Origin of the sequence: Nocardia puris, assembly GCF_003315035.1 — a bacterium.
Lineage (GTDB): Bacteria > Actinomycetota > Actinomycetes > Mycobacteriales > Mycobacteriaceae > Nocardia > Nocardia puris.
Genome location: NZ_QNRE01000016.1, coordinates 105,775 through 117,585, shown reverse-complemented (window position 1 = coordinate 117,585; position 11,811 = coordinate 105,775). Strand labels below are relative to the sequence as shown.

Sequence of the window (11,811 nt, the reverse complement as noted above, 5' to 3'; positions counted from 1 at the left end):
CGGTGCTCAGTCCGGCAGCTGGTGCGCCAGCAGGGTGGTGCCGGTGACGCCGCGGAACTCCTTGATCAGCAGATCGGCGCTGCGCCAGCGCTGGCCGCCGCGGTCGATCGTGGAGGCGCGGCGCACCTCCACCACACCGTCGAACGGCTCGTCGGAGGAGCGCAGGCGCGGGTCCTCGGCGAAGAATTCCAGCTTGCGCATCCACAGGGTGTTGCTGTCGCGCCTGGTCATCGAATCCAGCTGGTAGAGCAGGATCTGGGACAGCTGCGCCACGCCCACGATGGCGTCCACCGGCGACACCGCGCTCCACCACGCCGACTCGGCGCCGACATAGCCGCCCTCGACGCCGCTGTGCACGTGCTGCCTGCTGACGATGCGGCCCGCGTCGGGGTCGACGATCAGGTCGGTGGCGGTGAGCGTGTGGTCCTTGACGCCGTTGAGGTAGTAGTGCGGCGCGGGCCCGAAGATGTCGCTCAGGCCCGCGACGTGATCGACGCCGGGCAGATCCAGCGAGCCCGAGCCCACGGGGTGCACGATCGTCAGGTTGCCGGTCAGGTTGCCGACGCGGAACTTGAAGCCGGTGGCCACCTCGCCGCCGTCGGCCACCGATTCGGAGACGACCTCGGCGTGCACCGGGATGTGGTCCAGATCCTCGTGCGGCGCGGCGCCCGCGCGCACCGACGCCTGCCGCACCCACATGCGCGCGGACTCGGCCGGGCCGAGATCGCGGGCGTGGGTGATCGCGGCGTCGCACAGCGAGGTGGCGAGCATGACGGTGTCGACGCTGCTGACGTGCGGCACCAGTTCACCGCCCGATTTGGTGGACCAGGAGCCGGGGTAGCTGAGCCGGGCCACCGCGGTGTGCATGGCGCCCACGCCGGTGGAGCGGGCGATCCGCAGATCGATCAGTTCGGGGCCGACCTTTTTGTAGCCCTCACCGAAATAGCGGCCCGCCCGGGGTCCGAGGGGCTCGTCGTAACTGGAGAAAGAAACAGTCATGGCAGAACAACTTTCGAACAAATATCGATATCAGGTTTTCAAGCGACCTTGGGCAGGTCGAAAACCTGTCCGGCGTAGGAGAGACCGGCGCCGAAGGAAACCTGCAGCGCGAGTTGTCCCGGCTTCGCCCGTTCGGAGGACACCAGGTCCTCGATCGCCAGCGGCAGCGCCGCCGCCGACGTATTTCCGGTCCGGCGGATGTCGTCGGCGACGACGACGGATTCTTCCTGCCAGCCGAGTTTTCGTGCGACCGCGTCGATGATGCGCAGATTCGCCTGATGCGGAATGAACACCTCGATATCGCCGAGCGCGATTTCTCCGGCCGCGGCGATATCGGCGATGATTGCCGGTACCGCGGTGGTCGCCCAACGGAACACCTCGGTGCCCTCCATGATCAGCGTCGGCGATTTCGCCGTGCGGTCGTCGCGCAGGACGTCCCAGCTCGGCTCCTGGCGGATCAGGTGCGCCCGGTTGCCGTCGCTGCCCCACACCGTGCGGCGGATGTGCCCGGTCTCGGTGGGCCCCACGAGGGCCGCGCCGGCGCCGTCGCCGAAGATGGGGGCGACCGTACGGTCCCGCTGATCGATAGCGGTGCTGAACTTCTCGGCCCCGATGACCAGGATGTTCTCCGCTTGGCCCGCATTGATCAGGGCGGCGGCCTGGCCGATGCCGTGCGCGTAGCCCGAGCAGCCCGCCGACAGGTCGAAGGCCGCGCCGGTGCAGCCGAGTTCGGCCGCGACGAGCGCGGCGCCTGCCGGGGTATTGCTCAGATAGGTGGAGGTCGCGAGCATGACGACGTCGACGTCGCGCGCGCTGGTCCCGGTGGCCTCGAGCGTTTTCCGGGCGGCCGCCGCCGACATGGAAATTACCGTTTCATGATCCCCCGCAAATCTGCGCTCGGTAATTCCCGTGCGCGTGATGATCCATTCTTCGTCGACCCCCAGATTCGGGGCCAGTTCGGAATTGGAAACGATGCGATCGGGCCGGTAGACTCCGATCATCTGAAGACCGGCGCGTGATGCCGTCATATTCTCCCACCCCCGAGAGGTGATTCAACAATTATGTATGAATCAATGTATCACCCGTCCAGAATTGCGGAGTCAGATCACATTGCTATAACGCCTGTATAACGGCACCTTGTGATCAAGGTCACGTTTCTTCATGCGCTATTGACATTGCTCGCCCACCGGGCGTCAACCGGGCGGTCGCCGAGCGGTTGCGTGGAGTTCGCCCGGATGTAGTAATCCGATGATTCCCCAGGTCTATCGATAGCCGTGCAATGGCCGGACTTTTCCGGTGTCCGAGACAGGTGGCCCCTGACCTGCGGCGGAAACGACGAAGGCGGGGGTCCGGGTACGTTATGTACCCGGACCCCCGCCTGCGCGGAAGGAGAGGTCTCGCTACCGGCTGGTGAACGGCAGCAGCGCCATCTCGCGGGCGTTCTTGACCGCGACGGCCACCTGCCGCTGCTGCTGCGGGGTGAGCCCGGTGACGCGACGGCTGCGGATCTTGCCGCGATCGGAGATGAACGTGCGCAGCAGGTTCACATCCTTGTAGTCCACCGTCTCCACGCCCGCCGCGATCAGCGGGTTCTTCTTGGGGCGGCGGGCCTGCTCGGCGCGGACCTTCTTCGACGGTGCTCGCTTGACTGCCATGATCAGGGATTCCTTCTGCGGGATCGGTGGTTCTTACCAGCTCGATTTGTGCACACCGGGCAGTTCTCCGCGGTGGGCCATCTCGCGCACACGCACACGGGAGAGGCCGAACTTCCGGAGGTGACCGCGCGGACGACCGTCCGCGGCGTCCCGATTGCGCAATCGTACCGGACTGGCATCGCGGGGCAGCCGCTGCAGGGCCGCCTGCGCGGCAGCGCGCTCGGCGTCGGCGGTCGCGGGGTTGCGGATGAGTTCCTTGAGCTCGGCGCGCCGCGCGGCGTAGCGGGCGACGATCTCCTTGCGCTGCTCGTTGCGGGCGATCTTGGACTTCTTGGCCATCTCAGCGCTCCTCGCGGAACTCGACGTGCTTGCGCACCACGGGGTCGTACTTCTTGAGCACCATGCGATCCGGATCGTTGCGCCGGTTCTTGCGGGTGACGTAGGTGTAGCCGGTGCCCGCGGTGGACTTCAGCTTGATGACCGGCCTGATGTCGGTGGACTTGGATGCCATGGGGACTCCTAGATCTTCTCGCCGCGGGCGCGCAGGCGGGCCACGACCGCCTCGATCCCGTCGCGGTCGATGGTCTTGATGCCCTTGGCGGAGACGGTCAGCGTGATGCGGCGGCCTTCGCTGGGCAGGTAGTAGGTCTTGCGCTGGATGTTCGGGTCCCAGCGGCGATTGGTCCGCTTGTGCGAGTGCGACACGGACTTGCCGAAGCCGGGTTTGCGCCCGGTGACCTGGCAGTGGGCCGACATGCGGGCTCCCTCCGGTGGTGATCACCCCGATGGATGATGACAATCGTTTTCGACAATGACTGTCGGACACTGTACCGTTGCTCGACGGCAAATGAAAATCGTTATCGAAAGGGGTTCCGGTGGTGGTAGTGCCCGATCCCGTCCCGCCCGTGACCGACCGGCGGACGCCCGTGGTGCTGGTCGCCGGCCTGCCCGGACCCGCCGCGGCGGGCGTCGACCACGTCGCGGCGGCGCTGCTCGGCGACGGCACCGTCGTGGTCCGCCACGAGCTGAGCGAGCTGCGCGAAGGCATCGTGCGCCGCACGGTGCGCACCGCGACCCACACCTCCAGCGCTGTGCTGGAACTGGCGCACGGCTGCGTCTCCTGCACGCTGCGCGCCGATCTGCTGCCGCTGCTGTGCACGCTGGCCGCGCGGGATTCGGTGCGCCGCATCGTGCTCGCGCTGGATCCCGCCTTCGAGGCCGAGGCGATCTGTCAGGCCATCGAGGACGTGGTGGTCTCCGGTGTGGTGGGTCGCGTCGACGGCCCGGCCGGGCGCGACGTGCGCGTCGAGGCCGTGGTGACCTGCGTGGACGGCCAGGAGTGGCTCACCGACGCGACCGGTGAGGACACGCTGGCCGAACGCGGCCTGGCCACCGCCGACGACGACCGCACGGTCGCGCAGGTGGCCGTCGGTCAGGTCGACTTCGCCGACGCCCTGGTGGTCGCCACCCCCGCCGACCCGCTGGAGCGCGAACGGCTCGGCGCGGTGCTGAGCCGTCTGGCGCCGGAGGCGCCGGTCGGCTGGTTCGACGACTTCACCGCGCTGGGGGCTGCCGAAGCCGAGTCCCTGCTCGCGCGCATCCCCGCGCACGCGCGCCGCGGCCGCATCTTCGACGCGCACGCGCCGCTGCTGCGCGGCCAGCCGCCGCTCGGGTCCGAGTGCGGCGTCACGCTTTTCGAGTTCGCGGCGAGCAGGCCGTTCCACCCCGCGCGCCTGCACGACGCCCTGGACGTGCTGTTCGAGGGTGTGATCACCGCGCGCGGGCGCCTGTGGCTGGCCACCCAGCCCGACGAGGTGGTGTGGCTGGAGTCGGCGGGCGGCGGGCTGCGCGTGGGCTCGGCGGGGCGCTGGCTGGCCGCGATGGACGCCGAGGAGATCGAGGCGGCCGATCCGGATCGGCGCGCGCTGGCCGCGCTGCGCTGGGACGACACCTTCGGCGACCGCGACATCTCGCTGGTGATCCTGGCCCACGACGCCGACCCCGGCGAGATCCGCCGCGCCCTGCACTGGGCGCTGGTGGAGGACGACGAGCTGCGGCTGGTGGAGCGCGCGCCCGAGCGTGTCGCGCTGTGGGAGGACCCGTTCGGCGAGTGGCACGCCGACCCGTGCGAGGACGCGCCCGACCTGTTCGACGAGGTCGCGCCGCCGAATCATCAGAGAGGAGAAGGAAAGTGAAGGCAGGGATCCACCCGGACTACCGCCCGGTGGTGTTCGAGGACTCGAGCACCGGCAAGCGGTTCCTCACCCGGTCCACCGCGACCGGTGACCGGACCGTGGAGTGGGAGGACGGCAACACCTACCCGCTGCTGGTCGTGGACGTGACGTCCGATTCGCACCCGTTCTGGACCGGCGCGAACCGCCTGCTGGACACCCAGGGGCGCGTGGAGAAGTTCGAGCGCAAGTACGGCAGGCGCGTGCGCGCCGGGAAGGAGTCCTGAGATGGCGGTGCCCAAGCGCAGGATGTCGCGGTCCAACACCCGCAGTCGCCGGTCGCAGTGGAAGGCGCAGGCCCCGGACCTGGTGCCGGTCACCGTGGGCGGTGTGGTGCACAAGGTGCCGCGCCGTTTGGTGCAGGCCGTGCGCCGCGGCCTGATCGATCTGGACCGTCTCTGAATCGCGGACGGGCGGAGCGACTCACGGGCCGGCGGGTACACCCGCCGGCCCGTCGTCGTGTCCAGCCCTCCTGCCCGGCCGGTGCGGCCAGCGCGGCGGCGAGCTTGACGTACTCGTTGTTCGCCGGCTCGGCGATGGTCTCGATCTTCAGCTCGGCACCTCGTCGTGCTTCGCGGTGAGCCCCGCCGGCGCCGACGGCGGGGCGGCCAGGATCTCCGACAGCGACTTGTCCTCATGGGTCTTGTCGAGTACCACGTTGACTGCCGTGCGATCGTCCTTCGAGACGAAATTTGATGGGTGCCGCCGGGCGGACGAGGCCCGGCTCGCCTCCTACCGGGCGACGACAACTGCGCCGGTTCGTCGCGGGCGCCGAACGCGCGCAACGATCCTCGGGGCGTCGGGCGGGTCGGGGCAACCGACTGGCAATCGGTGTGTCGGGCGTCACATGCGAGGATGTGGTTATGATCGCGCGCCCCCGATTTGCCGTACTGTGAAATACATACTGAGAGTTGGTTTTTAAGCCGATTAAAAGTCTTCGTGCACTGATGATTTCGCGCGAGCGTGCCGGTACCCTCATCTGCGAGGGCGGGTTCCCCGGGTTTCCGGTGGAACCCGCTCATCGCCATTTCTCGGGCCTCTCGCCGAAATGTTTTCTGCCGGAACGTTATCGTGCCGACAGCCCCGGCCGGAATTCCGGCACGCGCGTGTCAATTCTCCGAGTTTCGCCCATTCGGCGCCGACGCCGCCTCGGCCCGGCCCGGCAGGTCCGGCAGCAGCGCCTCCAACCGCGCCAGCTGCGCCCCGATCAGCTCGGCGGGCCCCTCCACGAGCGACAGCGGCCACGGCCACCGCCTGCCCTCCAGGCGCCCGACCTCGGCCGCCAGCTCGGCCGCCGTGGCCTCCAGTTCGCTGATCTCCGTGCGCAGTTCGGCCACCTCCGCGCGCAGGGCCTCGGTATCGCCCTCCAGCTCGCCGATCCGGCGCAGCGCCGCCGCCAAACCCTCCACCAGGGTCAGGTGCCGCCCTTCGGCATCGGTGCCCAGCTGCGGCCAGCCCGCCAGTCCGGGGCCGCGCAGCTGGACCTGGATATCGCGCAGCACCGCGTCCTGCTCCGGCGTCATGTCCGGTTCCTCTCCTCGGAAGTTCTCACCGGCCGAAATCCGCTGTCCCGGCCACGTTCACAGCGCAGCAAGGCGCCTGCTGAATATTGCGCCGCGCCTGGCGTGTTTCGCCCGCCGAGCGTCGGTCCGCCGAGCGAGCGTTGTGCCGCGGGCGTCGGTCCGCCGGGCGGGGTGTTCCGCCCGCTGTCGGTCGGTCGCGGTGTTCCGGGTGCCAGGCGCGGTCTGCCGAGTGGAGCATTCCGCTCGCCCGGCATCGGTCTGGCGGGCAGCGCCCGCCCCTGTGTCCGGCGAACGGCTCACCGGCCGGACACCGCCGCAGTAGCGCACATTCGCGCGTTCGAGCACGGTGGCGGCGTCGGCGAGGTGGGCATCAAGGGGATGCGAACCCGCGGTACGGCGCCGAATCGGCCGTACCGCGCCCTGAAACGCATGGGCCCCAGTCCAATCCGCCGGAATCTCGATCAGCGGGTGAACTGCGGCTGACGGTCGCGCGCCGGGAAGGGCGCCGACTGCCGCGGGGGCTCGGGTTGCCGCGCGGGCGCGGCGACCGGGTCGGTCGCGGTGCGCCGGTCCGGCGCGACGAGCACCGCGGTGATCGGCACCGAGAGCGAGAGCGTGCCCACCACGAACATCGGCACCAAGAACGAGAAGAGGTCGTCACCCTCCGGGGTGGCGGCGCGCGGGTCCAGCACCATCTCCACACCGGCCATCCGCACGAAATGCGTTCCGGCGACGGCGAGGCCGAACAGCGCCGCGGCGCCCACCACCGTGAGCGCGGAACGCCTGCCCAGCGCGAACCACAGTGTGGCCACGGCGATCCCGATCGCCAGCAGGGTGGCGGCCAGGATCGCGAACACGTTGGTCTCCAGCTCGCCGCGGATCCGCACCGCGCTCATCCCCAGGGCCATGGCCAGACTCGACCCGACGCCGATCAGCACGCCGCTGCCCACCAGCCGCAGCAGCGCGGGGGCGCGGCCCGCCGTCACCAATCCGGCGAACACCGACACCACGGCCAGCACGGCCGCGGCGGTGAGCCGGGTGACGTCGTAGCGGATCAGCGTGTCGCCGGAGGGTTCGACGCCGAGCATCGAGACGAAGACCGCCAGCCAGGTGCCGATGCCGCCGATCGACACCGCGGCCGAGGCCAGCCACACCATCCGGAACTTTGCCGTCACCGACTTGGTGGACTGGCGCACGCAGATCAAGCCCATCAGGGCACCCGCCATCGACACCAGGATCGACAGGCCGAGCACCCAATAGCCCATGGAGAAGTAGATCAACTGCGAACCCTCACACCTGCCCGACCGGCTGGGCACCCTGCTCGGCCGCCAGCCGCTGGATCGCGTATTCCGTGACGGCGGCCAGAGACTGGCGCACCTCCATGGCGTTGCGCGCGTCGATGTCCACGATCGGCACGCCAGGGCGCACCGACAGCGCCTCGCGCAGCTCGGCCACCGGGAACCGGGGCGCGTCGGGGAATCGGTTGACCGCCACCAGGAACGGCAACCCCCGCGCCTCGAAGAAGTCCACCGCCGCGAAGCTGTCCTCGATGCGCCGGGTGTCCACCAGCACCACCGCGCCGATGGCGCCGCGGATCAGGTCGTCCCACATGAACCAGAAGCGGCGCTGGCCCGGCGTGCCGAACAGGTACAGCGTCAGGTTGCCCGGCAGCACGATCCGGCCGAAATCCATGGCGACCGTGGTGGTCTCCTTGCCCGGCGTGGCGGCCAGGTCGTCGATGCCGTCGGAGAAACCGGTCACCATCGCCTCGGTGCGCAGCGGGACGATCTCCGACACCGCGCCGACGAAGGTGGTCTTGCCCGCGCCGAACCCCCCGGCGACGACGATCTTGGTCGAGGCGGTCCGGTTGTCCTGCGGTGCGCCTGGGGCCTGCGGCGCCGGATGCATCGCGGGCGCCGAACCGTACGGCTGGGGGTTATAGGGCGCGGAGTCCACGCAGAGTCCTCTCCATCAGGGACCGGCGCTCGTCGTAGGTCGCCTGGTCGCTCAGGGTCGAATGCACACGCAGCGTCCCGGCGACGACGAGATCGCCGATCACGACCCGGACCAGGCCGAGCGGCCGCTGTAGCTGAGCCGAGATCTCGGCGACCGACAAGCGCGCGGTCGCGAGCCGCACGATATCGGTACGGATATCGCCGACCGGCCAATCGAAATGGGCAGTGTAGGAGATGGTCTCGATGACCGCCTCCAGGGGTAGGTCGACCGCGGGCTCGGTACGCCCCGAGGTCAGGGCGTACGGTCGAACACGCGTGGGTGGAGTGACCGGCCCCCCGCCGGCTGGGTTGGACATGGCACGCTCTAGACGGCGGTGCGGGCGGTGGCTTGGACCACCGAACCGACCCGGTCGACCAGCAGCGCCATCTCGTATCCGATGCGGCCGATGTCGTGCGTCTTGTTCGCGAGCACGGCCAGGTGCGAGCCGTTGCCGACCGTCATCACCAGCAGGTAGCCGCGCTGCATGTCGACGATCGATTGCATCACCTTGCCGCCGTTGAACAGCTGGGCCGCGCCCGCCGACAGGCTCGCCAGACCCGCGGTGACGGCGGCCAGCTGTTCGGCGCGATCGCCGGGCAGGTGCGGGCTGGTGGCCTGCAGCAGGCCGTCGGCCGACACGAGCACGGCGTGCGTGACACCCGGGACGTCCCGGGTGAAACGGGTGACCAGCCAGTTCAGGTTCTCGTCCGTCGTAGTGCCTGGTTTCTCGGTCATGCAAGCCCTCCGTCGTTGTACTGGGCGTCGGCCCGCCCGCTGCGGACCCCGCTGAGATGCCTGGTCAAGCTGTTGCGGATCTCGTCAGGATTCCGCTGGTTGGATTCGGTGGCCGGGGCGAGCCCGCCGGGGACCAGCTGGGCGCCGGGCTGGCGGATCGGCAGACCTCCGGACGTGCGTCCGGAGGTAGCCGGGTTGCTGGCCTCCGCGGCGGCGGCCCAGCCCACGTCGGCGGGGGAGGTCCAGGTGCCTTCGCTGTGCTCCGCGGCGGCGGTGGCGGGTTCGACCAGCCACTCCGACACCATGCGCTGGTAGATCGGCGTCGGCGATTCGCCGTTGACCGGTCGCAGCCCGGTGACCGTCGGCTGCGCGGCCGTCGCGGTGGGCGCCGCGGGGGCGGGAGCGGGCGGTTCGGGGATCGCGTAGGTCTCGGTCTCGGCCCACACGTCCACCTTCGCCTCTTCTTGCGCCGGGGCGGGCAGGGCGAGCGGTTCGGCTTGGGAGGCAGCGCCGTTGCCGGTGCGGTTGCGCAGCGGCCGCATGCCGCCGCGGCCGGGATCGGTGGTCTCCACGTCGAGGATGGCGGGTTCGCGCTCGGCCGGGCCCGCCACCCGGATGGCCGGGCGGCGCTGCGGCAGGCCGCTGGCGCTGGTCTCGAACGACGAGGTGTGCTCGGGCAGCGCCAGACTCGGCACCGGTACCAGCATCCGCGGCGGCGCGATCGTCGGCTCGGCGGGCAGCTCGTGCGGCGGCTGCGGCGCGGTGAGCTGCGGCGTCTTGTCCGACACCGGCACCGGCGAGACCAGCGTGCCCGGCAGGTGCACGCTCGCCGTGATGCCGGGCTGCTGCGCCATCGCCGAGGTGCGGCGCAGGTTGACGGTGATGTTGTGGCGCTTGGCGAGGCGGCCGACCACGAAAAGACCCATGCGGCGGGCGGTCTCGACGGTGACCTCACCACCGGAGGCGAGGTGCTCGTTGACGGTCTGCAGGTCCTCGGCCGACATGCCAAGGCCGCGGTCGATGATCTCGATCAGGTAGCCGCCGTCCACCGCGCGCGCCACCGACACCGCGACCGGGGTGGTGGGCGGCGAGTAGCGCAGCGCGTTGTCGATGAGCTCGGCGAGCAGGTGCTCGACGTCGACGGCGGGCTCACCCGGCACGATGCCGTCGGGCGCGGTGCCGATCTCGACGCGCTGGTAGTCCTCGACCTGGGAGACCGCGCTCCACAGCATGTCCGACAGCGGCACCGGCGGCAGGTGGCCGCGGCGCAGCGCGGTGCCGGCGAGCACCAGCAGGTTGTCGCCGTTGCGGCGCATGCGGGTGGCGAGGTGGTCCAGGCGGAACAGGCTCTGCAGGCGCTCGGAGTTGTCCTCGTCGTGCTCGAGTTCCTCGATGAGGGTGAGCTGCTGCTCCACGAGGGACTGGCTGCGCCGCGACAGGGTCTCGAACATGCTGCCGATCTGAAGGCGCAGACGGGCCTGCTCACCGGCGAGATGCAGCGCGGCGTCGTGGATGTCGTCGACGGCGCGGGCCAGCTGGCCGATCTCCTCGGTGGTGTGCACGTCGACGCGGGTGGCCTCGGGGGTGGCGCCGCCCGAGCGCACCACTTCGAGCTCGTTGGGGAGGTCGACGTGGGCGACCTGGAGGGCGCCGTGGCGCAGGCGGCGGATCGGCACGACGAGCGAGCGGGCGACCGCCAGCGCCAGCGCGAGACCGGCGAGCAGGGTGGTCACCACGATCGCGATATCGCGCAACACCACGCCGCGCACTTCGGCGGTTCGCGCGGCCAGCCGTTCGTCGATGGTGTCGACCAGGCTCAGCGTGGTCTGGTCGTAGGCGGTGGCGCTGGTGCGCAGCGAATCCGCGACGGGCTGGCTGCTGGCGGGCTCGCCGAGGTTCTGGCTGAACGCGCCGAGGCGCACGTTCACCGAGTCGATCAGCACGCTGGCGTTGAGCGCGGAACTCGGTTGCAGCTGGGCGAACTGGGCGAGCAACACGAGTTCGCCACCGGCGGTGGTGAGTACCGTGGGGCGCACCGCGGGGTTGCGGTCGGCGCCGGGCGAACCGATCAGCAGGTACTGCTGGGTGTGCAGCCGCCGCGCGTTGGTGGTCACACCGAGCTGCAGGAAGTACCGCTGGATGGTGATCTCCTCCAGCGAGGTCGAGCGCGCGATGGCGTTGCCGATGCGGGCGGCGACCTCGTCGGCCTGCTGGCCGATGGCGACGGGGGAACTGTTGCGTAGGCCGTTGCGCATGGCGCGGCCCGCGGTGAGCGCGGCGTCGAGTTCGTTGGTGACCTCGGTGGAGGCGCCGGTGGAGCGCAGCGCCGTCTGCAGATCGGCCGCGGCCTGGTCGAAACGGCCCGCGATGCGGTCGATCTCGGCGTCGCCCGCGGTCTCCTGGTTATCCCAGACGGTGGCCGTGGTGACCGCGAGTTGTTCGGTGGCCGAGGCGAATCCGAGCATCGGCCGGATGATCCTGGCCTGGTCGGTCGCGGCGTCCAGGTCGGCGATGGTGTTGAGCTCGTCGTTGATGCGCAAGACGGCGAACGTCGAGGCCAGCACCACCGGCAGCAGTAGTACGATCCCGACCTTGCGGGTGACGGACCAGTTCGACAGCCTGAATTGCCGGGAACGCGGTGCTGCTTCCATCCGCTTCCGTCGCCTCCACTCC

At 70.1% G+C, this 11,811-nt stretch carries 15 protein-coding genes; 3 read left to right on the top strand and 12 right to left on the bottom strand.

The genetic code is table 11. From position 1 onward, the window contains the following. Positions 1–6: 6 nt before the first annotated feature. The 6 genes from DFR74_RS29740 to rpmB all read right to left on the bottom strand — a co-directional run bounded on the left by DFR74_RS29740 (position 7) and on the right by rpmB (position 3,410). Positions 7–999 (bottom strand): AvrD family protein, encoded by a 993-nt coding sequence (locus tag DFR74_RS29740; protein WP_067510720.1) that lies wholly within the window; start codon positions 997–999, stop codon positions 7–9. Between the two features lie 38 nt (positions 1,000–1,037). Continuing rightward, the gene (locus tag DFR74_RS29735) at positions 1,038–2,027 is read right to left on the bottom strand and encodes a beta-ketoacyl-ACP synthase 3 (RefSeq protein WP_067510721.1); all 990 of its coding nucleotides are present in this window, start codon (positions 2,025–2,027) and stop codon (positions 1,038–1,040) included. A 372-nt stretch (positions 2,028–2,399) separates the two neighbouring features. Continuing rightward, complete coding sequence (gene rpsR, locus DFR74_RS29730) at positions 2,400–2,654, bottom strand: 30S ribosomal protein S18 (RefSeq protein ID WP_040695439.1); 255 nt, start codon at positions 2,652–2,654, stop codon at positions 2,400–2,402. 33 nt (positions 2,655–2,687) lie between these two features. Then, the gene (rpsN, locus tag DFR74_RS29725) at positions 2,688–2,993 is read right to left on the bottom strand and encodes a 30S ribosomal protein S14 (RefSeq protein WP_067510722.1); all 306 of its coding nucleotides are present in this window, start codon (positions 2,991–2,993) and stop codon (positions 2,688–2,690) included. 1 nt (position 2,994) lies between these two features. Further along, a complete protein-coding gene (rpmG, locus tag DFR74_RS29720; protein WP_067510723.1) occupies positions 2,995–3,165 on the bottom strand; it encodes a 50S ribosomal protein L33 in 171 nt (56 codons plus the stop codon). A gap of 8 nt (positions 3,166–3,173) precedes the next feature. Then, the gene (gene rpmB, locus DFR74_RS29715; protein ID WP_067510724.1) at positions 3,174–3,410 is read right to left on the bottom strand and encodes a 50S ribosomal protein L28; all 237 of its coding nucleotides are present in this window, start codon (positions 3,408–3,410) and stop codon (positions 3,174–3,176) included. A gap of 119 nt (positions 3,411–3,529) precedes the next feature. Between rpmB and mrf the strand changes: the two genes are divergently transcribed. Genes mrf through rpmF form a run of 3 tightly spaced genes read left to right on the top strand, consistent with a single transcriptional unit; the run spans position 3,530 to position 5,287 of the window. Further along, positions 3,530–4,849, top strand: coding sequence for a ribosome hibernation factor-recruiting GTPase MRF (gene mrf / locus DFR74_RS29710; RefSeq protein ID WP_411720311.1), 1,320 nt, complete (start codon positions 3,530–3,532; stop codon positions 4,847–4,849). Continuing rightward, a complete protein-coding gene (locus DFR74_RS29705; RefSeq protein WP_067510725.1) occupies positions 4,846–5,112 on the top strand; it encodes a type B 50S ribosomal protein L31 in 267 nt (88 codons plus the stop codon). Before mrf ends, DFR74_RS29705 begins: the two co-directional genes overlap by 4 nt. A gap of 1 nt (position 5,113) precedes the next feature. Continuing rightward, positions 5,114–5,287, top strand: coding sequence for a 50S ribosomal protein L32 (gene rpmF / locus DFR74_RS29700; protein ID WP_067510726.1), 174 nt, complete (start codon positions 5,114–5,116; stop codon positions 5,285–5,287). A 707-nt stretch (positions 5,288–5,994) separates the two neighbouring features. Here rpmF and DFR74_RS29695 read toward each other — a convergent pair. The 6 genes from DFR74_RS29695 to DFR74_RS29670 form a co-directional block, all read right to left on the bottom strand. Then, entirely contained in the window at positions 5,995–6,408 is a 414-nt protein-coding gene (locus tag DFR74_RS29695) for a hypothetical protein (RefSeq protein ID WP_067510727.1), read from the bottom strand. 461 nt (positions 6,409–6,869) lie between these two features. Next, positions 6,870–7,688, bottom strand: coding sequence for an MHYT domain-containing protein (locus DFR74_RS29690; RefSeq protein WP_067510728.1), 819 nt, complete (start codon positions 7,686–7,688; stop codon positions 6,870–6,872). Between the two features lie 10 nt (positions 7,689–7,698). Further along, complete coding sequence (locus DFR74_RS29685) at positions 7,699–8,316, bottom strand: GTP-binding protein (protein WP_067510729.1); 618 nt, start codon at positions 8,314–8,316, stop codon at positions 7,699–7,701. A gap of 28 nt (positions 8,317–8,344) precedes the next feature. After that, complete coding sequence (locus DFR74_RS29680) at positions 8,345–8,719, bottom strand: DUF742 domain-containing protein (protein ID WP_067510730.1); 375 nt, start codon at positions 8,717–8,719, stop codon at positions 8,345–8,347. 8 nt (positions 8,720–8,727) lie between these two features. Next, the gene (locus DFR74_RS29675) at positions 8,728–9,138 is read right to left on the bottom strand and encodes a roadblock/LC7 domain-containing protein (RefSeq protein ID WP_067510731.1); all 411 of its coding nucleotides are present in this window, start codon (positions 9,136–9,138) and stop codon (positions 8,728–8,730) included. Continuing rightward, the gene (locus tag DFR74_RS29670) at positions 9,135–11,789 is read right to left on the bottom strand and encodes a sensor histidine kinase (RefSeq protein WP_067510732.1); all 2,655 of its coding nucleotides are present in this window, start codon (positions 11,787–11,789) and stop codon (positions 9,135–9,137) included. Before DFR74_RS29670 ends, DFR74_RS29675 begins: the two co-directional genes overlap by 4 nt. Between the last annotated feature and the right edge of the window lie 22 nt (positions 11,790–11,811).